Source organism: Burkholderia sp. Ac-20365, from assembly GCF_017104715.1.
GTDB lineage: Bacteria > Pseudomonadota > Gammaproteobacteria > Burkholderiales > Burkholderiaceae > Paraburkholderia.
Genome location: NZ_JAAGPI010000050.1, coordinates 26,356 through 52,422, shown reverse-complemented (window position 1 = coordinate 52,422; position 26,067 = coordinate 26,356). Strand labels below are relative to the sequence as shown.

Sequence of the window (26,067 nt, the reverse complement as noted above, 5' to 3'; positions counted from 1 at the left end):
CGACGTCAGGCGATATCGAACGTAAAGCTGCGCTCGTAATTGCCCGGGCGCGCGACGCGATGCGAGCCGTTGTCGTCGCTGCGTTCGAGCGCGGCGACGCTCAGGCGGCCTTCGTGCGCGATTACCTGCAAGGCCGTCGTGCCACGCGTGCCGTAGTCGGGTGTATCGATAAAGGCAGCCGACAGCGCGCGTTCGCGTTCGAGCGAAATGCCCGTCGCGGGCAATTCGTCGTCGCGCGCGACGCGCGGGTCGCGCATCAGGTCGATCAGCGTCGAAAGCGGCGGGCGGGCGTCGCTCTCTAGCGCCTCGGCGAGCCCGGCGCGCTTGTGCACCAGTTTCGGCCACGGCGTGTCGAGCACCGCATTCGAAATGCCGTGCGTGCCCGGCACGAGCAGCGTCGGCGCGGCGGGCGAGCGGTTGCAGTACCACGCGAGTTCGCGCCGGGTCCAGTCGCCGACCAGCAGGTTGAAGCCGTTGTAGATGTCGCCGTCCTTCGCGACCTGCAGCAGATACTCCAGCGGAGCGCCACTCGCGATTCCGTGATTGCCCGACAGCCAGTTGCTGACCAGCGTGCCGCGCGTCGGCGCATCGGCGCGCATTTCGTGCGGCGCGCGATAGTTGGTGAGCGCGGCAAAGCGGCCGTCGCGCGTCATCCCAAGCCACGTGCCCCCGCCGACGAGGTCGCGGCCCGCCAGCAAACCGGGTGCATCGTCCCACCAATGCATCGGTTCGGCTGTGCGTTTCAGGAATTCGTCGCGGTTCGCCGCGAGCGTGAACAGAGGGCCATCGGACGCTTCGGGGCGCCAGTCGAACACGATCAGACACATCGGAAGAACTCTCGGGAGCGAGCAGAATAAAGAGCAGAAATAGAAACGCCGCGACGGGATAACAGGCGCGGCGTCTTGAACATGCAGGCGTCGAAGGTGGGTCAGACTTCCGTCGGCAGCGCGTACGGCAGCGGCAGGAAGGTGAGCGCAGGGCCGTCGGCGGCACCGAGATGCACGGTGCCGTTGTCGAGCGCGGCCAGCTTGATCTCGACGAGAGCGTCGACGCCGCCGTCGGGCGCGGCCGCCGTGTTGACGAGCATGCCGCAAGGCTGGCCGGGATCGTCCGAATGGAACAGCTCCGCACCCGGCAGAACGCTATCCGTTTCGCCCGCAATGTTCGCCAGCGACATGCGCCGCTTGATCGTGCCGCGATACTGGCTGCGCGCGACCACTTCCTGGCCCGGATAGCAGCCTTTGCGGAAATTGACGCCGCCGAGCACGTCGAAGTTGATCATCTGCGGCACGAACTGTTCGACCACGCGCTGCGTAATGCGCGGTTCGCCGGCACGAATGTCGAGCCAGTCCCACACCGCGGGCGACACGCGCTTCAGTTTTGCTTCGAGCGCCGGCAGGCGCGCTTCGACTTCGGCCTTCGGCCCGACCCACACGTAACGCAGACGGCCCGCCGCATCCGGCACGCGCACCAGCGACCCCGCCGGTCCGTCGACTTTCACGTGCACACCGTCGGGAATGGCATCGAACACGCCCGAGAGCGCCTTGCGCACGTCGCCGGCGAGTCCGATGGCGAGCGTGTCGCCCGTTGCGTCACTGAGCTTCGCCTTTGCACGCAGCACGAACATCGACAGGCGCTTTTGCACGGCGGCCTGGACGTCTTTCGATACGAGCATCCGGATCGAGTCGCCGTTGCACCACACGAGGAACGACGCCAGCAGCCGGCCTTTCGCCGAGCAATAGCCGGCAAGGCGCGCGGTGGCGGCATCCAGGTGCTGGGTGTCGTTGGTGAGCTGGCCGTGCAGGAAAGCGGCGGCATCGTCGCCCGTCGTGTCGATCACGCCGAACTGCGGCAGGGGCATGAACGCGCCGGCCGAGAGGACGGCGTCGAACTCGTCGCGCGCGGCACGCGGGAACACTGGGAGCGAAACGGCTACATGAGCAGTAGCGGGTACAGCGGTGCCAGGAGCAGAAGCTAGCGGTGCGTTCATGGATTCGGGGAACAGTCAATTCTGACTTTGGCGGAGGCAAGCAAGTATTATATTGGCTTCACTCGAACCACGTTTCCATGTCCCTCCTGAAGAAATGCCTCATCGCCTGCGTTCTGCTCGCGATGCTGCTCGCCGCCGCGGCGTACGGCGCTTACCGCTGGGCCACGACACCCGTCTCGCTCGCCACACCGCAACTCGACGTCACGATCAAGCCGCACAGCAGCCTGCGCAGCGTCACCGCGCAGCTCAACCGGGGCGGCGTGCCCGTCGAGCCTGAGCTGTTCGTGCTGATGACGCGCGCGCTCGGGCTGCAAACCGCGCTCAAGTCGGGCAACTACGAATTCAAGCAGGGCATCACACCTTACGACGTGCTGCAGAAGATCGCACGCGGCGACGTCAACGAGTATGTGGCGACGATCATCGAAGGCTGGACGTTCCGGCACATGCGCGCCGAACTGGATTCGAACCCGGCACTGAAACACGACACGGCGGGCATGTCCGACGCGGATATCCTGAAGGCGATCGGCGCGCCCGAAACGCCCACGGGCACTGGCGAAGGGCTGTTCTTCCCCGACACCTACCTGTTCGACAGGGACACCAGCGACCTCGACGTCTATCGCCGTGCGTACCGGCTGATGAAGCTGCGCATCGACGAAGCGTGGGCCGCGCGCACGCCTGGTCTGCCGTACAAGACGCCGTACGACGCGCTAACGATGGCGTCGATCATCGAAAAAGAAACCGGCAAGGCGTCCGACCGGCCGATGGTCGCGGGCGTGTTCGCGAACCGACTGCGCGTGGGCATGCCGCTGCAGACCGACCCGACCGTGATCTACGGGATGGGCGAGAGCTACACGGGTCACTTGCGCAAGAAGGATCTGCAGACGGACACTCCTTACAATACGTATACGCGGATGGGCTTGCCGCCTTCTCCGATTGCGCTGCCGGGCGTCGCGTCGCTGCAGGCCGCGCTCAATCCCGCGCAGACCAGCGCGCTGTACTTCGTGTCGCGTGGCGACGGCAGCAGCATCTTTTCTGACACACTCGGCGATCACAACAAGGCCGTCGACAAATACATTCGAGGTCAATGATGGCTCGGGGAAAATTCATTACGTTCGAGGGCATCGACGGCGCGGGCAAGACCACGCATCTGGCCTGGTTTCGTGACCAGCTGGAGCAGAAACTCGCCTCCGCGGGCCGTTCCGTCGTCATGACGCGCGAGCCGGGCGGCACGAAGCTCGGCGAGTCGCTGCGCGACATCCTGCTGCATCAGTCGATGGATCTCGAAACCGAGGCGCTGCTGATGTTCGCCGCGCGCCGCGAGCATCTCGCGCAGGTGATCGAACCGGCGCTCACGCGCGGCGACTGGGTGCTGTCCGACCGTTTCACCGACGCGACCTTCGCCTATCAGGGCGGCGGACGCGGCCTGCCGCGTGACAAGCTGGAAACGCTCGAACGCTGGGTGCAGGGCGGCTTTCAGCCAGATCTGACCGTGCTGTTCGACGTCCCGCCCGACACCGCCAGCGAGCGTCGCAGCGCGGCACGCGCGCCGGACCGCTTCGAGAGCGAATCGGATGCGTTTTTTACGCGCACGCGCGCCGAGTATCTGCGCCGTGCCGAAGAAGCGCCGTATCGATTCGCTATCATCGACTCAACGCGCAGTATTGCCGATATCCAGAAGCAACTTGAAGAATTGATTGCATCTCTCTGATTTTGTGTTGATATAAGATCGACGCATATCAGATCGCAATGCTCGGCCGATACATCAATAATTATCTTCAACTTATTGAATTGAAAGAGAAACGATGATTTTTCCGTGGCAAACCGACGACTGGAACCGCCTGCAGCAACTGCGCGCGCACTGGCCGCATGCGCTGCTGCTTCATGGTCAGGCGGGGATCGGCAAGCTGCGGTTTGCCCAGCATCTGGCGCAAGGCCTGTTGTGCGAAGCGGCGTTGCCGGACGGTCAGCCGTGCGGCAAGTGCGCGGCGTGCACGTGGTTCACGCAGGGCAATCACCCCGATTACCGGATCGTGCTGCCCGAGGCGCTCGCCGCGGAAGCAGGCTTCACCGGCGGCGCCGCTGAGGAAAAAGCGGAAAAAGCGGAAAAAGCCGATGCCGACGACGGCGGCAAGAAAGCGCGCACGCCCAGCAAGGAAATCAAGATCGAACAGGTACGGGCGCTGCTGGACTTCTGCGGCGTCGGTTCGCATCGGGGCGGCGTGCGCGTCGTCGTGTTGTATCCCGCTGAAGCGCTGAACGTCGCCGCCGCCAACGCGCTGCTGAAAACGCTGGAGGAGCCGCCTGCGGGCGTCGTGTTCCTGCTGGTATCGGCGCGTATCGACCGGTTGCTGCCGACCATCATCAGCCGTTGCCGCCAGTGGCCGATGACGATGCCGTCGCCCGAGGCCGCTACCGGGTGGCTCAAACAGCAAGGCGTCGCCGATGCGCCCGGCCTGCTCGCGGAAGCGGGCGGCGCGCCGCTGGCCGCGCTGGCGCTCGCGAGCGACGAAAACCGCCCGCTGCGCGACTGGACGCTCAAACAGCTGGCGGCGGGCGCCAATTGCGATGCGTTCGCGTGCGGCGAAACGCTGCAGAAACTGCCCGTGCCGCTCGTGCTCGGCTGGCTGCAGCGCTGGATGTACGACCTGCTCGCCCAGTCCACAGTCGGCGCGGCAAGCACGCCGCGCTATTTCCCGGCGGCGTCGGCGGCACTTGCGCGTTGTGCGTCGCAGGCCGATGCGAACGCTTTCGCGCGGTTTATGCGCCTCGTCACGCGGCAGCGCGCGGTTGAAAACCATCCGCTCAACGCGCGCCTTGTGTTCGAAGAACTGTTTCTCGGTTATCGCGACCTGTTCGTCCAGTAAGCGGTGTTCCGCTCGCGGCGCGCGTGACCTGACGCGCAACCGCTTTTAGCCCATTGAATCAACCACATCGATATGACTGTTCAGTACCGCGACGCCACGCTCGACGATTTGCCCGCCATCGTGGCCATTTACAACTCGACGGTGCCGTCGCGGCAGGTGACGGCCGATCTGGAGCCGGTAAGTGTCGAAAGCCGCCGCGCGTGGTTCGATGCCCACGGCCCTGAGAAGCGTCCGCTGTGGGTGGTCGAAGATCAGGGTCAAATAATCGCGTGGCTGAGTTTTTCCGATTTCTACGGACGCCCGGCCTATCAGCGCACATCGGAAGTCAGCATCTATCTCGACGAAGCCGCGCGCGGTAAGGGTTTGGGCAAGAAACTGCTGGCGGCTGCGCTGGATGCAGCGCCGAAACTCGGCATCGACACGGTGCTCGGCTTCGTGTTCGGCCACAATGAGCCAAGCGTGCGACTGTTCCAGGCGTTTGGCTTTACGGCCTGGGGGACGCTGCCGCGCGTCGCGGTGCTGGACGGCGTAGAGCGCGATCTGGTCATTCTCGGCAAGCGTCTGGACGGCACGCAGTAAGCCAGAGCCTCCAATCGTTATCGGTTATCGGATTTTTCGCAGGACTTCACCATGTTTGTCGACTCCCACTGCCATATCAACTTCGAAGGACTCGGCGACCGTCTGCCGCAAGTGCTGGAAAACATGCGCTCGCATTCGGTCACGCACGCGCTGTGCGTCTCCGTCGACTTCGAAACGCTGCCGTCCGTGCTGGACATCGCGCGCACGTACGACAACGTGTATGCGTCGGTGGGCGTGCATCCCGATCACGAGGACGCGCAGGAGCCGACGGTCGCCGAGCTGGTCGAACTGGCGCAGCATCCGAAGGTGGTCGCGATCGGCGAGACGGGGCTCGACTATTACCGCCTCGAAGGCCGCTCGATCGACGACATGGAGTGGCAGCGCGAGCGCTTTCGCGTGCATATCCGCGCCGCGCACCAGACGGACAAGCCGCTGATCATCCATACGCGCGCGTCGTCGGCGGACACGCTGCGCATCATGGCCGAGGAGCGCGCGGGCGTGCCGGGCGGCGTGATGCACTGCTTCACGGAGCCGTGGGACGTGGCCGAACAGGCGATTGCGCAGAATTTCTACATCTCGCTGTCGGGTATCGTCACGTTCAAGAGCGCGACGGACGTGCAGGACGTCGCGCGCCGTGTGCCGCTCGAGCGTCTGCTGATCGAAACCGACTCGCCGTACCTCGCGCCCGTGCCGTATCGCGGCAAGCCGAATGAACCTGCGTACGTCAGTTATGTCGGACGCTTCATCGCGAAGCAACGCGAGATGCCCGACGAAGCGCTCGCGACAGCGACGAGCGACAATTTCTTCCGGCTGTTCAAGATTCCGGCGCCCGCAGGCGTCTGAAGTAAAAAACACGTGGTATCAAAAGGATAGGGACGTTTCCTAAAGCAACACATGAAAAAATATCTGACCGAGGACCATCGCCGCGCAACACCCACGCGCGCCGCCAACCTGCGCCGCAGCCTGGCGAACCTGACGCTGGCAGCCGGCGTCGCGCTCGGAGCGCTCGCCGCGTTGCCCGCGCACGCCGCACCCGCCGACACGATGATCAAGGCCGTCAAGTTCGACGACGTGAAGGAAGTGAAGAAGCAGCTGGCAAACGGCATGGATCCCAACATGACCGACAACCAGGGCATTCCGCTGCTCGTGATCGCTGCGCGCGAGAAGTCCGACCAGGTAGTTGCCGCACTAATCGCGAACCCGAAGACGGACATCGAGATTCTCGACAAGGCAGGCGAAAACGCAATGATGATGGCCGCTTTGGTCGGCGACATCGACATCGTGAAACAGCTGATCGCCAAGGACGCGGAGGTCAACAAGAAGGGCTGGGCACCGCTGCACTATGCGGCCGCCAACGGCAACGACGATATCGTCAAGCTGCTGCTGGACCACGACGCGTACATCGACACCGCTTCGCCGAACGGCACCACGCCGCTGATGATGGCGGCGCGCGGCGGCCATGTGTCGACGGTGAAGCTGCTACTCGACAGCGGCGCGGACATGAACGTGAAAAATCAGCTTGGCCTGACGGCTCTCGATTTCGCGAAACAGTACAAGGAGCCGGACGTCGTCGAAGGGCTGACGGCGCGCCTCCAGCAAATGCAGAAACAGGCCCCGCAAGCGCCCCAGTAATGCAGTAAAACAGTGCAAAATAGCGCTCTGGGCGCGGGTCACCACGCGCCCGAATTGCAGCCGGGATCCATCGCATAGACGGGGCGGCAAAGACCGCCGGACCGCGTCGACTGGTTCGGGCTCACACCAGTAAGGATAAAAACATGCTGCGGGTATTGATTTGCGCCAGCGCGCTCGCTGTGCCGTTGACGGCTGCCGCGTTCACGGGGGGCGACCTGAACAAGCTGTGCACGAAGACGGACGTTGCGTCGCGTAGCGCGTGTGCAGCGTATATCGAAGGCGCCGCAGACGGCATTTTCAACACGATCGACGCGATCGGCGGGACCACGGGCCCGCGTGTCGGCCAGTATTTCTGCCTGCCGCCCGAGGCACGCTCGCAGCAACTGACGGACGCCGTGCGCAAGTACATCGCCGACAATCCGAATGTAGCGGGTTACAACGCGAGCACGGCGATCTCGCTGGGGCTCGGCAAGGCGTTTCCCTGCAAGTCGGGCAGCTAAGCGGCGCACGCCGCTTCGTTTCGTCAGATTGAGTCCGATTGCCGTTTATTTCGACGCGCGCCGTGCCTCGTGCACCGCGCGCGTTTTGTGCTTCTCCTTCTCCGAACGCGTTTAACCCTGCGTTCTTTTCAGGCCGGCCGTTTTGCCTATGCCGTCCGGCCTTGCACAGAGGTGCAACTGATCGGGTGCAATCGCGGTCGAACCAGCACTGAACAATGCGCGCGGCACTGCATGACCGCGTGCGCCAACAGAGCGGAGGGACAGCAACATGGGCCGACTGATCGTCGTGTCGAATCGCGTGGCAACGCCAACGGAAACCAAAGGCTCGGCAGGCGGGCTCGCGGTTGGCGTGTTCGGCGCGCTCAAGGACGCGGGCGGCGTGTGGTTCGGGTGGAGCGGGGACGTCGTCAGCGAAACCGTCGCGAACGCCGGGCCGACGCTCGAACAGGACGGCAACGTCACTTTTGCGACCACGGGCCTCACGCGCAAGGACTACGACCAGTACTACCGCGGTTTCTCGAACGCGACGCTGTGGCCCGTCTTCCATTACCGCAACGATCTCGCCCGCTATGAGCGCGAAGAGTACGCGGGCTATCGCCGGGTCAATGCCTGGCTTGCGCACAAGCTCATCAAGCTGCTCAAACCGGACGACGTCATCTGGGTTCACGACTATCACCTGATTCCGTTCGCCGAGGCGCTGCGATCCGAGGGCGTCAGGAACCGTATCGGCTTCTTCCTGCACATTCCGTTTCCGTCGCCGCAGATTCTGCTGAACATTCCGCCGCACGAAGAGCTGGTGCGCTCGCTGTGCTGCTATGACCTGCTGGGATTCCAGACCCAGAACGACGAGGTCGCTTTTCACGACTACCTGCGCCGGCACGCGCGCGGCACGGTAACGGCCGATGGCCACGCGCAAGCGTTCGGTCGCCAGCTGCGCACGGGCGTCTACCGGATCGGCGTGTTTCCCGACGACATCGCCGAGCAGGCCAAGCGCTACGAAAGCCGGCAGCATGTGCTCGACCTGAAGCAGAGCCTGGAAGGGCGCAAGTTGATCATGAGCGTCGACCGGCTCGATTATTCGAAGGGCCTGGTCGAGCGCTTTCGCGCGTTCGAAGCGCTGCTGGAACGCTCGCCCGAATGGCGCGGCAACGTTACGCTCGTGCAGATTGCGCCGCCCACGCGCTCGGATGTCACGACCTACCAGGACATCCGTCAGCAACTCGAATACGAAGCCGGGCGCATCAACGGAAAATACTCAGGTCTGGACTACACGCCTATCCGCTATCTGAACCAGCAATACGACCGCTGGAAGCTGATGTCGCTGTTCCGGGAATCGCAGGTTGGATTCGTGACGCCTTTGCACGACGGCATGAATCTCGTCGCGAAGGAGTATGTCGCGGCGCAGAATCCGGACGATCCGGGCGTGCTGGTACTGTCGATGTTCGCAGGTGCGGCGGCTGAACTGGAAGGCGCGTTGATCGTGAATCCTCATGATTCGATCGGCATGTGCGAAGCGCTGGAGCGTGCACTCGCAATGCCGCTCAGCGAGCGCAAGGAGCGTCACGAGCGGGATATGGAAGCGCTGCGCAAGAACGATCTCGGCGTGTGGCGCGACACATTCCTGCGCGATCTGCGCAGCGTGCCTGCTCCCGCGCCGTTGTCGGATAGCGCGTCGGAAGGTGCGCCTCGGGTGAAGAAAGCGAGTCGTGGCTGATGCGGCGCCAGCAATCATTCGACATCCGGAATAATCCTGCTTTGTCTGATCGACGCGCCGTTTATACGGAGCGCGAATGCTGACGACGCTCGCGATCGCCAACTATCGCTCGCTGCGGGATCTGATCGTGCCGCTCGCGCGCCTGAACGTGATCACGGGCGCGAACGGCAGCGGCAAATCGAGCGTGTATCGCGCGTTGCGGCTGCTGGCTGTGACGGCACGCGGCGGCGTGATTCCGTCGCTGGCCCGCGAAGGCGGCCTGCAATCCACGCTGTGGGCCGGGCCCGAGCGCTTCTCCCGCGCGATGCTCGCAGGCGACGTTCCTGTGCAGGGCACGCGCCGCACGGAGCCCGTCAATCTGCGGCTCGGTTTTGCGGGCGACGAATTCGGCTATGCGATCGATCTCGGCTTGCCCATTCCGGGCGAGACCCAGTTCGGGCTCGATCCCGTCATCAAGCGCGAATGCATCTGGAGCGGCCCCGTGTTGCGTCCGTCGGCGCTGCTGGTCGACCGGCATGGCGCGTCGATCCGCGCGCGCGCCGACGACGGTGAATGGCAGACCATTCCGCATAGCGTCGCCAGTTTCGACAGCATGATGACGGAGTTTTCCGATCCGCGTAGCGCGCCGGAGATGATCGCAGTGCGCGAACAGATCCGTTCGTGGCGCTTCTACGATCATTTCAGAACGGATGCGGAATCACCCGTGCGCCTGCCGCAGATCGGCACGCATACGCCCGTGCTTGGCGACGACGGCGCGGACCTCGCCGCCGCATTGCAGACCATCCGCGAGATCGGCGACGCATCCGCGCTCGATGCCGCCATCGATGACGCCTTTCCCGGCTCGCGCGTCGCCATCACCAATATCGAAGGACGCTTCGAGGTGACGATGCAGCAGCAAGGGCTGCTGCGTGCGCTCAAGGGCGCCGAATTGTCCGACGGTACGCTGCGCTATCTGCTGCTCGTCGCGGCGCTGCTGACGCCCAGACCGCCCGCGTTGCTGGTGCTCAACGAACCGGAGACGAGCCTGCATCCCGATCTGCTGCCCGCGCTCGCGCGCCTGATTGCGCGAGCTTCGTTGCGTTCGCAGGTAATCGTCGTGTCGCATGCGGCGCGGCTGATCGCAGCGCTCGAACGCGAGGAGGGCAGCGAATCGGTCGTGCTCGAAAAACAACTGGGCGCAACGCGCATCGCCGACGCCGAGTCGCGTGATCTGCCTGCCTGGAAGTGGCCAGCGCGCTAGCCCAAAGACGCGACGTGACGCCACGCCACGCCACGCGCTTCGCACGACCCGGTATTTCGCGCCAAAGCGCAACAAGGGATTGCCCGAGGCGAGTGTTTCCCGACTGTAACAGCGTAATGCAATTGAAATACCTACAGTGTGGCGGGCAGACGTCGGGCAATAATCGGCTCTTAGGACACGAGAGGCCCACGGCCGGATGCGTGCGTTTCGTTCCGATGCGGCGTCATTCGGGCCATGGCACGAAAGCCGCATACGGATAAACCCGACATCGCCCGACAATGCGCATGAAATCGCCGCGCTGCGTTTGATCGGCTGTCTGCCTGCTGTCATACTCGTTCGCCACTGCTCGCTGCAGCCGCGCTTGCGCGGCCCCTGGAGACACAGATGAGAATTGCGCAGATCGCTCCTTTGACCGAATCGGTGCCGCCGAAACTCTATGGCGGGACCGAACGTGTCGTGTCGTACATCACCGAGGCACTGGTCGACCTGGGCCATGACGTGACGCTGTTCGCTAGCGGCGACTCCGTGACGCGCGCGAAGCTCGAGCCCGTGTGGCCACGCGCGCTGCGCCTCGACCCCGGCATTCGCGACCGTATCGCGCCGCACATGCTGCTGATGGAACTGGTACGCCGTCAGGCCGAAGATTTCGACGTGCTCCATTTTCACATGGACTACTACTCGTTTTCGGTGTTCAAACGTCAAGACACGCCGTTCGTCACGACCTTGCACGGCCGTCTCGATCTGCCCGAACAGCAGCCCGTGTTCGACACGTTCAACACTGCCCCGGTCATCTCGATCTCGAACTCGCAGCGCCATCCGTTGCCGCAGGCGCGCTGGCTCAGCACCGTCTATCACGGCTTGCCGGAAACGCTCTATACGCCGCAGCCTGTCGAGCAGAAGTACCTTGCGTTCCTCGGTCGCATTTCGCCCGAAAAACGCGTCGATACGGCGATCCGAATCGCAGGCCGCTGCGGCTTGCCGATCCGCATTGCGGCTAAAGTCGATGCCGCCGACGCCGAGTACTTCGAGCGCGATATCAAGCCGTTGCTGGATTTGCCGTATGTCGAGTACATCGGCGAGATCGCCGATCATCAGAAGGCCGAGTTTCTGTCGGGCGCGCATGCGTTGCTGTTCCCGATCGACTGGCCGGAGCCGTTCGGGCTCGTGATGATCGAGGCGATGGCGTGCGGCACGCCCGTGATCGCGTTCAATCGCGGCTCGGTGCCTGAGGTGCTCGATGACGGCGTGTCGGGCTTCATCGTCGAGGATGAAATCGGCGCGGTTGCCGCCGTCAACCGTCTGCACAAGCTGCCGCGCGCGGGCGTGCGCCAGCGCTTCGAGGAGCGCTTCACGTCGCACCGGATGGCGCGCCAGTACATCGAGGCGTATCAGTCGGTGATTCGCGCGCAGAAGCGTTCGCGCTTCAAGGTGATCGACACGTCGTCGACTACCAGCTAGATCACTCCGGCACGGGCGCTTCGCTTCCGAACATCACGGCCGGTTCGTCAGCATCATTGACGGCGCTGGCAAATTTCGCCGCTGCCGCCTGAAGCGACTCATCAGGCTTTCGCACGAGCCGCTCCATATAACCAAAGGGCGGCGCAATCTCGCGATTGCGCCGCCCTTCGTCACTTCCATTCGTATCATCTTCGTCGCCGATGGGCGAGGGTGGCGTAGCCCCTCCCGTCGTCGGCGACCAGCCGGAACTGCGACGCGGACCTGGCGTCCGCATCCCGTAGCGCTTCGCCGCAGCGGCCCGCGTTCAGGCCGCCGCGCCGTCATCCCGCCATGCGTCAGATCTTCAGCTTCGAGACCTTCGTACCCGCTAGCGACACGTCGGCCATCAGGCCGGCGTTCGTCAGGACGAACACTTCGACGGGTGCCGTCGCCGTGGTCGAATCGACGACGCCATTCGCCCCGACCTTGACGAGCGCGACGGACGCGTCGGCACCCACCGACCAGCCGTCCGAGCTGCGGAATTTGTCGAGTGCGTCCTGGGTCATGAACAGGAAGATGATCGCCTTCGACTGCGCGCCTGCCTGCAGGCCGAACGAGCCGGAGATCGTGCTGTAGTAGCCGACCGTGCCGCCGCCCACGCGCAGCGAGCCTTCGCCATATTGCCCGCCGACCACGAAGCCGACCTGCAACACGGATGGGAAAACCAGAATGCCGCGCGCTTTCGCAACCAGTTCGCGCGAGCCTTGAACCGTGGTGTAGAGACGGGACATGGTGCCGTCGACGCTGGCGTCGATCGACTGCCGTTTCGACATGTCGGTAGCGGCAGATTCCCCGCTGCTCTTGGTGGTGGTGCAGCCGGCCAGTGCAAGGGTTCCGAAAGCGAGCGCTGCCGTACTCTTCAACATGAAGTTTCGTCTTTGCATCGTTTTTCTCCATCGTGGTTCCGGGGTGCAGCCTCAGTTCACGCGGGTTGCCTGTTTAGTTATATCACACGTACCAGCAATGCAAGGGTTCTGGGGACACCGCGCAAACCCTTGTGTGACGGGCACTCCCGCGATGGCCAGCGTTTCGTCGGGTAATTCTGGCCGGTTCCTCGCGCGCGTGAGAATGCACTCGGAACAAGGTTCGGCAAGTGCGAAGGCAGACGCGAACGGTCGTCGTCTGCGCGAATCCGGGTCATCGGTGAGGGCACTCGCGCACGGTCGTATTTACCGGTTTTGCAGTGCAATGTCGTCGTCGTAAGCCAATGGAAAGTGTTGCGGGAAAGCCGCAGGAGCGCCCGTATGGCGCCTGCCGTCATCCAACCAGCGCGCGAGCCGCGTCGGCGTCCGCTAATGGTTCGCCGGGCTCTTGTTGACGGGCGGCCGCCGCAGCGCGCGTCGCACCATGCCGATCACGAAGCCGATCGCGAAGATCGTCGCGGCGGGCACCACCCAGTAGCCGACGAACGCATGCCACAGATAGCTGGCGAGCGTGCTCTTGCGGACCGCGTATTCGTTGAGCGCTTCCTGCTGGCGCGGCGCGTTCGCGGCCAGCACATCGGCGGGGCAGCCCGCTGCGCGCGCGTCGTCGGGCATGCCGTGACAGCGCGCGGCCGCACCTGCGGCGCGTTGCGCGTCGGTCAGTTGCCAGCTCGTGAGCGCGTTGTTCAGGTCGACCCGGTTGTAGGCCATTTCCTCCTGAATCTCGCGCACGGCGACGATCGCCACGGGCACGGCCCAGAATATGATCACCACCAGCCAGCGACGCAGCCAGCGGTTCTTGTGTCTCCCAACCATCCTTGCCTCCGTGCGATGCGCTTGCGGCATCAACGACAAGCTGGCGGCCCGTGGGACTTGTTGTGTGTGGGGTGGGCCGTCTGTGCCGCCATCATAGAAGAAAACGGCCCGGGAAGTGCAGGGTGTGATAGCGGGAATAAGCGGCTTGTGTGCGCGGGCGCGCAAGCTGTCATGACGGAAAACGCCGCCGCTTCACCACGACGGCATCGGCGCGACGCCCAAAAGAAAAAGCGGCGCCCGTAATGGACGCCGCCCGTCGATACCGCATCGCCTGTGGCGCCGCACGAACTCGCGCAGCGCGACGCGCAACGGCTCGCTCAGCCCTTGTTGCTGAGGCAGGAGCTCATGAACGCCTTGCGGTCGTCGCCTTTCTTGTCGGCGGCCTGCTTGTTGCACATCTTCATCTTGTCCTGCTGCGTCATCGGCGTGGATGCAGCCGCCGCCGGCGACGCCGACAGGCAGCTCTTCATGAACGCCTTGCGTTCGTCTCCCTTCTTGTCGCCCGCCTGCTTGTTGCAGTCGGTCATTTTCGATTGCTGGCTGTTCGCGGCAAAAGCAGGCGACGCGAGCAGACCCGTCAGGGCGAGGGCAGCGAGAGCGGCTTGGATCTTCATGGGACACTCCATCACGGGTTGTGGATCTTGTTGGTTATCGTGAGACGGGCATCGAGCCGGGGCGCATCGCCTGTGCTGTGATCGGCCGTCACCATTGCTATGCATGGTGTCTGTCAGAACGAACAGGCCATACAAACGGTTGACGTAGGCCACATTCAGACTGCACAGGTGTTTCCCTAAGATCGCTTACCCTGAACGCGTGTGCCGCTATGCTTGAGTCGTCAACGTCATTGCAATCCAGGAGTTTTCGCCATGCACTATCTGCTGATCTACGATGTCGCATCGGACTATCTTGAGCGTCGCGCGGAATTTCGCGGCGCGCATCTGAAGCATGCGTGGGCAGCCGCCGAACGCGGCGAACTGCAACTCGGCGGCGCGCTTGCCGATCCTGTCGATATGGCGGTGCTGCTGTTCGAGGGCGATTCGCCCGCTGTCGCCGAATCGTTCGCCCAGGCCGACCCGTATGTGCTCAATGGGCTCGTCAAGACATGGCGCGTGCGGCAGTGGACCACCGTTGTCGGCGAACGCGCCGCGACGCCCGTGCGGTGATCCCATTATTTAGGCCAACCACGCTTGTTATGCTCTTCACATCGCGGCGGCGATGCATCACAAATAGAAACACCGCCGCGCACTCGCACGCTGATGCGTCGCACATCGAACCGAATGTAACTGCGTCAATAGTGTTGTGCGCCGTCCACGCGAACAGATGTTTGTCATCGCGGCAGCGCGAGCATGAATGCGCTGTGTCGCGCCGTTCGCGCAGTGTCGAAGTCGTTGCAGCCGGCGTCAATTCTGTGACAGCCGGCAACTAAACGACGCAGCAAAAAGGACAAGATTGTTTCTATCCGTAACACTTGTCTCAGTCATATTCAGACAAACCCTAGCAATGGTATGCTTCGTGCACAAATTCTCCCATGCACGAGTGAGACCACGTTTTGTGCGTCATACCGGTGAACTAGCGCACTATCGATGTGCGGTTTCTTAATACCGGCGCAAGAACGTATAAGCATATTGTGCAACCGAGGACCTGACACGAACCGCCAAAATGAAGTTCGTGCGAGCCCAAAGCCGCAGCCGGGCCAGGCTGCGTGGAGAACTGAATGTTTTTCGATGAGCTAAGCAATGACGAATGGGCGCAGGTATCTGCGCTTGTTTCTGACGAGCCAGCCGTCCGCCTGAACCGACGCGGACGGCCCCGCGCCGAACCCCGAATCGTGGCCAATGCCGTACTGTGGATCCTGACTACTGGTGAGCCGTGGTCGAAGCTTCCCGGCCGTTATCCGTCAGGGCCTACCTGCCGGCGCCGCTTCGAGGAGTGGCAAGCCAACGGCGTGCTGGCTGAAGTGATCCGCCTGTTGACACTGAATGGCCGCGCGTTCGCCTATATTCCGGAACCGACGCCGCCCGCTGCGCCGAAGCCGGCGCCCGTGGTCGAAGCGCCGAAGCCGCGCGACGAACTCGCGCGGGGTGTGTTCTGGAAGAGCCCCGAGACGTGGCAGGCGTCCCAGCAAGAGCCCGGCGCGCCGACGGGCTGGCGCGCGCTCGCCCCGATGGCCGACATCACGCGTCAGCTCGCGGGTTCCGCGGCTGTCGAGACGGGTTTTGTCGAGGCGCCGCTCGCAGCTGTTGCGAGTGCGCACGACGCCGCTCCCGTGTTCGACGACGTGCAGCGCGCGCAGATGCATGCGCCGTTGCAGGTGCAGGGCGCTGAAGTGGCGTTGATGGTGCCTGATGCACCCGAAGCGCGCGACGAAGCCGGCGAGCATGACGAGCGTGATGAACGCATCGATGCCGGCACGCACACGCCGCTGTGGATGAGTCTGACGACGCCGCGCGGCCTGCAGGTTGCCGACCGCCAGGGCTACACGATTTATGTCGTGGCGGAGCCGGTGCCTGACGACAAGTTCCGCGCATGGGCCGAGATCATGAAGGATGGCAAGCGCGTGGAGCGCTCGGGCCTGATCGGCCCGCGTTTCGCCGACGCCGATGCAGCGCATCGTTTTGCGCTCGACTGGGCGCGGCAATGGATCGACCGCGAGTGCCGCACGTTTGATGCAGCGGCAGGGTTGCACGCGAGTGTGCCGGGCATCGGCGCGCATGCGCCGAAGGCAGCTGTACGGCCGGTCTCGCGTGCCATGCCCGAACTCACGCCGACGCCTGTGCTCGCGGCTGCGAATGTCGCTGCAGTTGCCGCGACGGCGGCGGGCAATCCGCATCTGCCGCAGCATCTGAATCCGCGTCTGATGCCGCTGCGCCGCTATCCGGCCGATGCCGCCAAGGACAAGACGGGCGAACGTTATCCGTTGCCGTCGAATCTGCTTTCGCACGTAGGATGATGACGGTGGCGTCAACACGCCATCGTTTGATTCCGTGATGGAACCGGTTGCCGGGGAGTGCGCGCAACGGCGTTGCGCGTTGCTGCATGTCACGCTGTCTCTGTCGTTGCCGGTGCGTGTTGCACACGCCTGACGCTGTCTCGTAGTCCTTGTCGTTTTCGTCGTTTCTGCTGTCCGTTCCTGCGATCCACGCATTACGCTTTACGCATTACGTAATGCGCGTTTCGCTGAATACCGCTGTTCCGGTCTGAAGCATCAATACACAGCTGTCCAAAGCGGGGACGGGCGCTCGCGCGCCCGTCGTCTTGCACGTTATCGACGGCCGTAGGTGTCGTCGAAGCGCACGATGTCGTCTTCGCCGAGATACGAGCCCGACTGCACCTCGATGATTTCGAGCGGCATCTTGCCCGGGTTCTCGAGACGGTGCGTGACGCCGAGCGGGATATACGCCGATTCGTTTTCCGACACGATAAAGCGCTCTTCGCCGCGCGTGACGAGCGCCGTGCCGCGCACGACGATCCAGTGTTCGGCGCGATGGTGGTGCATCTGCAGCGACAGTTGCGCGCCCGGCTTCACGACGATGCGCTTCACCTGGAAGCGTTCGCCCATGTCGACGGAATCGTAGTGGCCCCACGGACGGTGCACCTTGCGATGGTTCACGGCCTCCTTGCCCTGCGTTTCGCGGATGCGGCCGACCACCTTCTTCACGTCCTGCACGCGGTTCTTGTCGGCGACGAGAATCGCGTCGTCCGTTTCGACGACGACGAGATCCTGCGTGCCGACGCATGCAATCAACCGTCCTTCCGAATGCGCGAACGTCGAGCTTGCGCCTTCGAACATCACGTTGCCGCGGCCGACATTGTCGTTATCGTCCTTCGGCAGGATGTCCCAGATGGCATCCCACGAACCGACGTCGGACCAGCCCGCGTCGAGCGGCACGACGACGCCCGAGCAGACCGACGTGTCGCTGCCGAGACGTTCCATCACCGCATAGTCGATCGAATTCGACGGGCATGCGTCGAACGCGTCGCGCTGCACGCGGAAGAAGTCGCCGTCGGTCGTGCCTTGTGCGTGCGAGGCTTCGCAGGCTTCGTAAATGGCGGGCTGGAAGTGGCGCACGGCCTTGATCCACGTCGACGCACGCAGAATGAAAATGCCGCTGTTCCACCAGTACTCTTTCGATTCCAGGTAGCGCTGCGCCAGTTCCACATGCGGCTTTTCAACGAAGCGGTCGAGCTGGTGCGCGTCGATCGTGCGCTCGCCCGAGGCGTTGTCCGTCGGCATCGATGCGCCGATGCGGATATAGCCATAGCCCGTTTCGGCACGCGAGGGCACGATGCCCATCGTTACGATATGGCCGTTCGACGCGTGCTGCACGCCTGCCGCGACGGCAGCGTGAAAACCTTCGCTGTCGGTGACGGCGTGGTCGGCGGGCATCACGACCATGATGCCGTCCTGGTCCTGCGCGAGCACGGACAGCGCCGCGATGGTCAACGCCGGCGCCGTGTCGCGCGCGCACGGTTCGAGAATCAGGCGGCTTGGCTTGCCGCTCACGCGCAGTTGCTCTGCCGTCGTGAAGCGATGCTCTTCGTTGCAGACGACAACCAGTTGCTCGGCAAGGGGATAACCGGCATCGAGCCCGTCGAGCCGGTGTGTCGTGGATTGCAGCAGCGAGTCTGCGCCCAGCAGGCCAATCAGCTGTTTCGGATGCTGTTCGCGCGACATCGGCCACAGACGCGTGCCGGAACCGCCAGCCAGTATGACGGGGTGAACCTTGAGCTTGACGTTGAGCCGGGTTTGATTCGCCTGTCGATTATCGACGGCTGACGCCGTAGCAGTCATGGTGATAACTCCTCGAAGCGGGGTGAATGCCTGAGTTTTTATCACGTCGTAATCCGTCAATAAACCGGATTGAATTTCTGTCGAATAATTACAATGAAAAATGCTTGATCAGCATTGGTGAATAATTTCGCAATGCCATAAAAACGGAAAATAAATCCGATAAAAATTGACTCGACACAATTCGCGCCGATGAAATAAAGCCGACTGCCGGTGCGGCCACGACGTCATCTGGCACCGCAAGCGTCAAAAAGACAGAGAAAGGTGACCGGAATGGTCCGCATCGCTCAACGAATTTGCATAATTCGGCAATAGTTACCGAATAAAAGCAGAAAAAATATCGTAAATCGTGCCGATACATTTTGAGATTTTTTGCTGCCTTGCAGCCGGAATTTTAATGCCGCTTTATGGAGCCTTGTACAAGGGTATTCACTCACCAGCGCGATGAAGCCGCATTCGATCGTCAATGCAATCTGATTGACCGATACGCAATCCGGCAATTGCAAGGCGCATTGAATTGCCCGACAGACGGCGCGCGAATCCCGCGACGCATTTTTCAACGGACCGTGGACAGAACTTGATCGAACTGACAGACAAGGCGAGGTGCAGCAGATGCTGAGCGTTCTATCGAGAATCATCGACATCGGCATGGTCGCGCTCGGCGCGCTCATCGCAGCGGCCATGCACGCGGGCCGTTTCGTATGGCTCGACGACATCCAGAGCGTGTCGCTCGCGTTCGACTGCCTGCTCGTGATCCTGTTCTTTCCCGCGCTCGGCATCTATCAGTCGTGGCGCGGCAAGCCGCTGTACGACCTGCTGGCGCGCGTGACGATGGGCTGGACCATGGTCGAGATCACGGGCGTGCTGATGAGCTTCAGCCTGCATCGCTCGGATCTGTTGTCGCGCCTGTGGCTCGTGTACTGGGCCGTCGCCACGGTGGTGTTGCTGATCGTCACGAAGTCGCTGGTGCATGCCGTGCTGCGCGGCCTGCGCCGCGAAGGCTTCAACCAGAAGAAAGTGGCGATCGTCGGCGGTGCGCCGTACGGCAAGTTTCTGATCGAGCAGATGCGCAGCCGTCCCGAAGCGGGCTTCAGCCCCGTCGTCGTGTATGACGAGGACGACAACCGCAGCCACTATGAAGACACCGACGAGCCGGAAGCGATCGAAGGCGTGCCGGTGCGGCGCGACTATGCCGCGATGATCGACGAGATGCGCCGCCGCTCGGTGCGCGAACTGTGGATGGCGCTGCCGATGTCGAAGGAAAAGGTCATCCATCGCTTCGTGATGGAATTCCGCAACGACTTCGTGAACATCCGCTTCATTCCGGATGTGCGCAGCCTGACGCTCTTCAACCAGCCGATGGTCGATCTGCTCGGCGTGCCCGCGATCAATCTCGCGGCCTCGCCGATCACCGATCTGCGCGTGCTGCCCAAGCGCATCTTTGACCGTCTGTTCGCGCTCGCTGCGCTGACGGCGCTCGCACCGCTGATGCTCGGGATCGCTGCCGCCGTGAAGCTGTCGTCGCCGGGACCGGTGTTCTTCCGGCAGCGGCGCAAGGGCATCGACGGACGCGAGTTCGAGATCTTCAAGTTTCGCTCGATGAAGGTCCACAAGGAAGAGGCGGGCAAGATCACTCAGGCGACGCGGCGCGATCCGCGTATCACGCCCGTCGGCGCATTCCTGCGCAAGACCAGCCTGGACGAGCTGCCGCAGTTCATCAACGTGCTGCGCGGCGAAATGTCGGTGGTCGGGCCGCGTCCGCATGCGCTCGAACACGACGACATCTACAAGGATCTGGTGAAGGGCTATATGCACCGCTACCGGATCAAGCCCGGCATCACCGGCTGGGCACAGATCAACGGCTATCGCGGCGAAACCGATCGCATCGAAAAGATGATGGGCCGCGTGAAGCTCGATCTGTACTACATGCAGCACTGGAGCTTCTGGCTCGACATCAAGATCGTGGGCCTGACTTTCTGGAAAGGCTTCGTGGGCAGCAACGCGTACTGAAACGCGGCGCGTCCATCGCATCGAACGCGCGGCGTTCGTCATTTACAGAACCATTCAATCTCCGAGGTGTAATTCATGAACCTGACGATCGTTGGAACCGGATACGTGGGCCTCGTGACGGGTGCCTGCCTGGCAGACATCGGACACGACGTCTTCTGCCTCGACGTCGATCAGCGCAAGATCGACGTGTTGAACAACGGCGGCGTGCCGATCCATGAGCCGGGTCTGCTGGAGATCATCGCGCGCAACCGCAAGGCGGGGCGCCTGAAGTTTTCGACGGATGTCGAAGCGGCGGTCGCGCACGGCGATATCCAGTTCATCGCCGTCGGTACGCCGCCCGATGAAGACGGCTCGGCCGACCTGCAATACGTGCTGGCAGCCGCGCGCAACATCGGCCGCCATATGAAAGGCTTCAAGGTGATCGTCGACAAGTCGACGGTGCCGGTCGGTACCGCGCGCCGCGTCGCGCAGGCGGTGCAGGAAGAGCTGGATCAGCGCGGCCTCAAGCAGATGTTCTCGGTCGTGTCGAACCCCGAGTTCCTCAAAGAGGGCGCCGCCGTCGAAGACTTCACGCGCCCGGACCGCATCATTCTCGGCTGCGACGACGACGTGCCCGGCGAGAAGGCGCGCGAACTGATGAAGCGCCTGTACGCGCCGTTCAACCGCAACCGCGAACGCACGATCTACATGGACGTGCGCTCGGCCGAGTTCACGAAGTACGCAGCCAACGCGATGCTCGCCACGCGCATCTCGTTCATGAACGATCTCGCGAATCTCGCGGACCGCGTCGGCGCCGATATCGAAGCAGTGCGCCGCGGCATGGGCTCGGACCCGCGCATCGGCTACGACTTCCTGTACGCGGGTTGCGGCTACGGCGGTTCGTGCTTCCCGAAGGACGTGCAGGCGCTGATCCGCACGGGCAGCGAGATGGGTCACAACCTGCGCATTCTCGAAGCCGTCGAAGCCGTCAACGAAACGCAGAAGATGATCCTCGCGCAGAAGATCGTCGCGCGTCTGGGCGACGATCTGTCGGATCGTACGTTCGCCGTGTGGGGTCTCGCATTCAAGCCGAACACCGACGACATGCGCGAAGCGCCGAGCCGCGCGCTGATCGCCGACCTGCTCGCACGCGGCGCGAAGGTCGTCGCGTACGACCCGGTTGCGATCGACGAATCGAAGCGCGTGTTTGCGCTCGATCTCGAAGGCAAGCCGCAGCATCTCGCGCGCCTCACGTTCGCGGACGAAGAAATGCAGGCCGCCGAACAGGCCGATGCGCTCGTGATCCTGACCGAATGGAAGGTCTTCAAGAGCCCGGACTTCGACAGCCTCAAGACGCTGCTGAAGACGCCGCTGATTTTCGACGGCCGCAATCTGTACGAACCGGACACGATGCGCGAACTCGGTATCGAGTATCACGCAATCGGCCGCCAGCCCGCGCAAACGCAAGCCACCGCAGCGTCGCCTGCGACGGCTGACGCGCTGTAAAGCAAGGCGTCATCGACTCCTGGAGAGGCCGCCCATGTTCGCGAACGTCCTGATCGTCTGCCACGCCAACGTGTGCCGCTCGCCCGCCGCCGAGCGGCTGTTCCGCTCGCGTCAGCAGACGCAGCGCGCGCAGCCCATCGCGTTTGGCTCGGCGGGCCTGCACGCGATCGACGGACACGATATGGACCCGGTGATGCGGCGTCTGCTCCAGGAGCGCGGCGTGGACAGCGGCGCGCATCGCGCACGGCGGCTCGAACGTCAGAGCGTGCGCGATGCCGACCTGATCCTCGTCACCGAAAAGCGGCAAGTAAAGGACGTGGAAGCCCTCGAACCCACGTCGCGCGGCAAGGTGTATCCGCTCGGCAAGTGGGACACATGGGGAAGCGCCGACGTCGTCGATCCGCATGGACGCGACGAAGGCACGTATCGCGACAGCCTCGCGCATATCGAACACCTCGTCATGGGATGGCTGAACAAAATATGCTGAAACGAAACATCACGTTATCTATTCTGCTGACGACTTTTCTGTCGGCATGCGCGACCGCGCCGGGGAATTACCTCGACACGTCGAGCCTGAAGGAACAGCAGCAGAACAAGCCGGCTGAAACGTATCCGGTCACGCTCATCGATGCCTCTGTGATCCAGAAACAGCAGGCCCAAACGGCCGACGCGATCGCGAAGCAGGTGCTGCCGCCGCCGGGTCCGTTCGCCGATCCGACGCAATACGTCTATCACGTCGCGCCGCAGGACATTCTCGGCATCACCGTGTGGGATCACCCGGAACTGACGACGCCGAACGGCAGCACGCTGTCCTCGGGTGGCAACACCACGCAGTCGATCGGCGGCGCCTTGCAGCAGCCGTATACGCAGGCGTTGCCGGGCCAGGCCGATCCGTACGGCCAGACCGTCGCGCCCGACGGCACGATCTATTTCCCGTTCGTCGGCCGCATTCGTGCATCGGGGAGAACGACGGCGCAGATCCGCGACGAACTCGGCAAGAAGCTGATTCCGTATATCCGCGATCCGCAGGTCGATGTGCGCGTGCTGTCGTACCGCAGCCAGAAGGTGCAGGTGACAGGCGACGTGAAGACGCCGGGACCGCTGGCGCTGTCGGATGTGCCGCTCACGCTGGTCGACGCGATCACGCGCTCGGGCGGTTCGAGCGACAACGCCGACCTGCAGCGCGTGCGTCTCACGCGCAAGGGCAAGCTCTATGTGCTCGACGCGAACCGCATGCTCGACAAGGGCGATACCTCGCAGAACGTGATGCTCGAACCGGGCGACATCGTCAACGTGCCCGATCGCAGCGACACGCGCATCTTCGTGATGGGCGAAGTGAAGACGCCGATTCCGGTGCCGATGAACAAGGGCGAGCTGACCATCGCCGATGCGCTCACGCAGGCGGGCGGCATCCTCGACACCGACGCGAACCCGCGCCAGATCTACGTGATGCGCGGCATGAAGGAAAAGCCGACCACGCCCGAAGTCTATCGACTCGACATGACGCAACCCAACGCCATCATGCTGTCCTCGCAGTTCGAACTGCAGCCGATGGACGTGGTGTACGTGGGCACGGCGGCATCGACGACGTTCAACCGTGTGCTGCAGCAGGTGCTGCCGACGGTGCAGACCCTGTTCTACCTGAAGCAGCTGACGCGTTGATGTCCTGTCGCAGAAGCTTTGCCTGAAACGCCGCCGGCATGCCGGCGCTTCGCATCCGGAATATGAACGGATGCAACGCGCCGGATGCCGCTGGCGACCCGACCCGGGTCAACCCTGAGCACTCAAGCGAGTATCCAAGTGAGCACTCAACCGAATCCCCATCTGGCCATGCAGGCCAGAACCGAAGAAGAGGACGTGGTCCTCGGCCAACTGCTGCAGGTGATCATCGACGACATCTGGTGGCTGATCGGCATTGCCGCGACCATCGTCGCGATCGCCGGCTTCTACTGCTATGTCGCGAAGCCTGTGTATTCGGCCGATGCGCACGTGCGCGTGGAAACGTCCGACAACACGTCGCAGGCGCTCACGCAGACGCAAACGGGCGCGACCATCTCGACGGGACAATCGACGATTCCCACCGACGCCGAGATCGAAATGATCAAGAGCCGCGGTGTCGTCGCGCCCGTGGTTCAGCAGATGAAGCTGAACTTCTCGGTGACGCCGAAGACGATTCCCGTGCTCGGCAGCCTGGCCGCCCGTCTCGCGACGCCGGGCCAGCCCGCCAAACCGTGGCTCGGCCTCGGTTCGTACGCGTGGGGCGGCGAAGTGGCCCAAGTCGATTCGATCGACGTGACGCCCGCGCTCGAAGGCCAGAAGCTGATCCTTACGGCGATGGACAACGAGCGCTACACGCTGATGACACCCGACGGCCAGCTGCTGTTGCGCGGCCAGGCGGGACAGGCTGCGCAAGGCGGCGGCGTGACGATGCTGGTCAACAGGCTGGTCGCGCGTCCCGGCACGCAGTTCACGGTGATGCGCGCCAACGACCTCGACGCGATTGCCGCGTTCCAGTCGGCCATCAACGTGCAGGAGCAGGGCAAGCAGACGGGCGTGATCTCGATCTCGCTCGAAGACCAGAGCCCCGAACATGCGGCGGCGGTCGCCAATGCGCTCGCGCAGTCGTATCTGGTCGAACACATTCGCACCAAGCAGGCCGACGCGAGCCGCATGCTCGACTTCCTGAAGAGCGAAGAGCCGCGCCTGAAGTCGGATCTCGAACGCTCGGAAGCGGCACTGACTGCGTATCAGAGCAAGAGCGGCTCGATCAACGCGAGCGACGAGGCGAAGGTCTATCTGGAAGGCAGCATCCAGTACGAACAGCAGATTTCGGCTTTGCGTCTGCAGATTTCGCAGCTCGAACAGCGCTACGGCGACGATCACCCGATGATCAAGGCCGCGCAGCAGCAGATGGCCGAACTGCAGGCGCAGCGCGCGAAGTACTCGGACCGTTTCCGCGATCTGCCCGCCACCGAAGTGAAGGCCGTGCAGTTGCAGCGTGACGCGAAGGTGGCGGAAGACATCTACGTGCTGCTGCTCAACCGCGTTCAGGAACTCTCCGTGCAGAAGGCCGGCACGGGCGGCAACGTGCATATCGTCGACGCCGCGCTGCGTCCCGGTTCGCCCATCAAGCCGAAGAAGGCGCTGATCCTGTCGGCGGCGACGATTCTCGGGCTGATCATCGGCACGGGCTTCGTGTTCCTGCGCCGCAATATGTTCAAGGGCATCGACGATCCGGAAACCGTCGAGCGCACGTTCCATCTGCCCGTGTACGGCCTCGTGCCGCTGTCGGCGGAACAGGGGCTGATCGAGAATGCGGCCGTGCGCGGCGGCACGCGCCAGCGCGCGGTGCTCGCGAACGTGAAGCCGAAGGACGTGTGTATCGAAAGCCTGCGCAGCCTGCGCACGTCGATGCAGTTCACGCTGCAGGACGCGCGCAATCACATCGTGATGTTCACGGGCCCGATGCCCGGCGTCGGCAAGAGTTTCCTGACGATCAACCTCGCCGTGCTGCTCGCGCATTCGGGCAAGCGCGTGCTGATGATCGACGGCGACATGCGCCGTGGCGCGCTCGAAAAGCATCTGGGCGGCTCGCAGGACAACGGCCTGTCGGAACTGCTGAGCGGCCAGATCTCGCTGGAAGAAGCGGTGCGCGCAACCGAGATCGACAACCTGTCGTTCATCTCGTGCGGCCGCCGCCCGCCCAATCCGTCGGAACTGCTGATGTCGCCGCGTCTGCCGCAATACCTCGAAGGTCTTGCCAAGCGCTACGACGTGATCCTGATCGACACGCCGCCGGTGCTCGCCGTGACGGATGCATCGATCATCGGCGGCTATGCCGGCTCGACGTTCTTCGTCGTGCGCTCGGGCATGCACAGCGAAGGCGAGATCGCCGACGCACTGAAGCGCCTGCATTCGGCGGGCGTGCACGTGCAGGGCGCGATCTTCAACGCCATGCCGCCGCGTGCGCGCGGCAACTACGACCGCAGCTACGCGGCCGTGCAGGAATACCTGAGCACCTGATGCGC

Annotated in this window: 23 protein-coding genes and 1 pseudogene; 18 read left to right on the top strand and 6 right to left on the bottom strand. The window is 63.4% G+C overall.

From position 1 onward, the window contains the following. Positions 1-5 precede the first annotated feature (5 nt). Both G3O01_RS40705 and G3O01_RS40700 read right to left on the bottom strand, forming a co-directional pair. Complete coding sequence (locus tag G3O01_RS40705; protein ID WP_205813133.1) at positions 6-827, bottom strand: NRDE family protein; 822 nt, start codon at positions 825-827, stop codon at positions 6-8. A 101-nt stretch (positions 828-928) separates the two neighbouring features. Further along, a complete protein-coding gene (locus G3O01_RS40700; RefSeq protein ID WP_205813132.1) occupies positions 929-1,990 on the bottom strand; it encodes a folate-binding protein YgfZ in 1,062 nt (353 codons plus the stop codon). A gap of 77 nt (positions 1,991-2,067) precedes the next feature. Here G3O01_RS40700 and mltG point away from each other — a divergent pair, with 77 nt between their 5' ends. The 10 genes from mltG to G3O01_RS40650 all read left to right on the top strand — a co-directional run bounded on the left by mltG (position 2,068) and on the right by G3O01_RS40650 (position 11,977). Continuing rightward, positions 2,068-3,078: an endolytic transglycosylase MltG gene (gene mltG / locus G3O01_RS40695; RefSeq protein WP_205813131.1), complete on the top strand. Its 1,011-nt coding sequence runs from the start codon at positions 2,068-2,070 to the stop codon at positions 3,076-3,078. Next, entirely contained in the window at positions 3,078-3,698 is a 621-nt protein-coding gene (gene tmk, locus G3O01_RS40690; protein WP_205813141.1) for a dTMP kinase, read from the top strand. The genes mltG and tmk overlap by 1 nt, the downstream gene beginning before the upstream one ends. 94 nt (positions 3,699-3,792) lie before the next feature. Beyond that, on the top strand, positions 3,793-4,854 hold the full coding sequence (locus tag G3O01_RS40685; protein WP_205813130.1) for a DNA polymerase III subunit delta': 1,062 nt from the start codon (positions 3,793-3,795) through the stop codon (positions 4,852-4,854). 72 nt (positions 4,855-4,926) lie between these two features. Continuing rightward, the gene (locus tag G3O01_RS40680) at positions 4,927-5,433 is read left to right on the top strand and encodes a GNAT family N-acetyltransferase (protein ID WP_205813129.1); all 507 of its coding nucleotides are present in this window, start codon (positions 4,927-4,929) and stop codon (positions 5,431-5,433) included. A 51-nt stretch (positions 5,434-5,484) separates the two neighbouring features. Then, entirely contained in the window at positions 5,485-6,276 is a 792-nt protein-coding gene (locus tag G3O01_RS40675; RefSeq protein WP_205813128.1) for a TatD family hydrolase, read from the top strand. A 51-nt stretch (positions 6,277-6,327) separates the two neighbouring features. Further along, positions 6,328-7,065: an ankyrin repeat domain-containing protein gene (locus G3O01_RS40670; protein ID WP_205813127.1), complete on the top strand. Its 738-nt coding sequence runs from the start codon at positions 6,328-6,330 to the stop codon at positions 7,063-7,065. A gap of 143 nt (positions 7,066-7,208) precedes the next feature. Continuing rightward, a complete protein-coding gene (locus G3O01_RS40665) occupies positions 7,209-7,565 on the top strand; it encodes a Rap1a/Tai family immunity protein (RefSeq protein WP_205813126.1) in 357 nt (118 codons plus the stop codon). 268 nt (positions 7,566-7,833) lie between these two features. Next, a complete protein-coding gene (gene otsA / locus G3O01_RS40660; RefSeq protein ID WP_205813125.1) occupies positions 7,834-9,279 on the top strand; it encodes an alpha,alpha-trehalose-phosphate synthase (UDP-forming) in 1,446 nt (481 codons plus the stop codon). 76 nt (positions 9,280-9,355) lie between these two features. Next, positions 9,356-10,519, top strand: coding sequence for an AAA family ATPase (locus tag G3O01_RS40655; protein WP_205813124.1), 1,164 nt, complete (start codon positions 9,356-9,358; stop codon positions 10,517-10,519). Positions 10,520-10,903: 384 nt separating this feature from the next. Beyond that, on the top strand, positions 10,904-11,977 hold the full coding sequence (locus tag G3O01_RS40650; RefSeq protein ID WP_205813123.1) for a glycosyltransferase family 4 protein: 1,074 nt from the start codon (positions 10,904-10,906) through the stop codon (positions 11,975-11,977). Positions 11,978-12,312: 335 nt separating this feature from the next. Here G3O01_RS40650 and G3O01_RS40645 read toward each other — a convergent pair whose 3' ends face one another. From G3O01_RS40645 to G3O01_RS40635, 3 genes are all read right to left on the bottom strand, one after another. Then, positions 12,313-12,900, bottom strand: coding sequence for a YSC84-related protein (locus tag G3O01_RS40645; protein WP_205813122.1), 588 nt, complete (start codon positions 12,898-12,900; stop codon positions 12,313-12,315). Between the two features lie 408 nt (positions 12,901-13,308). Beyond that, positions 13,309-13,755, bottom strand: coding sequence for a hypothetical protein (locus G3O01_RS40640; RefSeq protein WP_205813121.1), 447 nt, complete (start codon positions 13,753-13,755; stop codon positions 13,309-13,311). Positions 13,756-14,072: 317 nt separating this feature from the next. Beyond that, on the bottom strand, positions 14,073-14,369 hold the full coding sequence (locus tag G3O01_RS40635; RefSeq protein WP_205813120.1) for a PsiF family protein: 297 nt from the start codon (positions 14,367-14,369) through the stop codon (positions 14,073-14,075). 252 nt (positions 14,370-14,621) lie between these two features. On the opposite strand from G3O01_RS40635, the gene G3O01_RS40630 reads away from it, so the two are divergent. From G3O01_RS40630 to G3O01_RS45810, 3 genes and pseudogenes are all read left to right on the top strand, one after another. Then, positions 14,622-14,918 (top strand): YciI-like protein, encoded by a 297-nt coding sequence (locus tag G3O01_RS40630; protein WP_205813119.1) that lies wholly within the window; start codon positions 14,622-14,624, stop codon positions 14,916-14,918. 551 nt (positions 14,919-15,469) lie between these two features. Continuing rightward, positions 15,470-15,688: pseudogene (locus G3O01_RS45465) on the top strand (transposase); the annotation flags it as partial. 231 nt (positions 15,689-15,919) lie between these two features. Further along, positions 15,920-16,705 carry a DUF6566 family protein gene (locus G3O01_RS45810; protein ID WP_346779262.1) on the top strand — a complete coding sequence of 262 codons (786 nt, stop codon included), beginning with the start codon at positions 15,920-15,922 and terminating at the stop codon, positions 16,703-16,705. A 312-nt stretch (positions 16,706-17,017) separates the two neighbouring features. Here the strand turns inward: G3O01_RS45810 and G3O01_RS40620 are convergent, their stop codons facing one another. Continuing rightward, positions 17,018-18,547, bottom strand: a complete 1,530-nt coding sequence (locus G3O01_RS40620; protein WP_205813117.1) for a mannose-1-phosphate guanylyltransferase/mannose-6-phosphate isomerase — start codon at positions 18,545-18,547, stop codon at positions 17,018-17,020. 609 nt (positions 18,548-19,156) lie between these two features. Here G3O01_RS40620 and G3O01_RS40615 point away from each other — a divergent pair. From G3O01_RS40615 to G3O01_RS40595, 5 genes are all read left to right on the top strand, one after another. After that, positions 19,157-20,554: an undecaprenyl-phosphate glucose phosphotransferase gene (locus G3O01_RS40615; RefSeq protein ID WP_205813116.1), complete on the top strand. Its 1,398-nt coding sequence runs from the start codon at positions 19,157-19,159 to the stop codon at positions 20,552-20,554. Between the two features lie 75 nt (positions 20,555-20,629). Continuing rightward, complete coding sequence (locus G3O01_RS40610) at positions 20,630-22,039, top strand: UDP-glucose/GDP-mannose dehydrogenase family protein (protein WP_205813115.1); 1,410 nt, start codon at positions 20,630-20,632, stop codon at positions 22,037-22,039. Positions 22,040-22,073: 34 nt separating this feature from the next. Further along, positions 22,074-22,526, top strand: coding sequence for a low molecular weight protein-tyrosine-phosphatase (locus tag G3O01_RS40605; RefSeq protein WP_205813114.1), 453 nt, complete (start codon positions 22,074-22,076; stop codon positions 22,524-22,526). Beyond that, positions 22,520-23,701, top strand: a complete 1,182-nt coding sequence (locus tag G3O01_RS40600; RefSeq protein WP_205813113.1) for a polysaccharide biosynthesis/export family protein — start codon at positions 22,520-22,522, stop codon at positions 23,699-23,701. The genes G3O01_RS40605 and G3O01_RS40600 overlap by 7 nt, the downstream gene beginning before the upstream one ends. Positions 23,702-23,869: 168 nt before the next feature. Next, the gene (locus G3O01_RS40595; RefSeq protein ID WP_205813140.1) at positions 23,870-26,062 is read left to right on the top strand and encodes a polysaccharide biosynthesis tyrosine autokinase; all 2,193 of its coding nucleotides are present in this window, start codon (positions 23,870-23,872) and stop codon (positions 26,060-26,062) included. Positions 26,063-26,067: the final 5 nt, after the last annotated feature.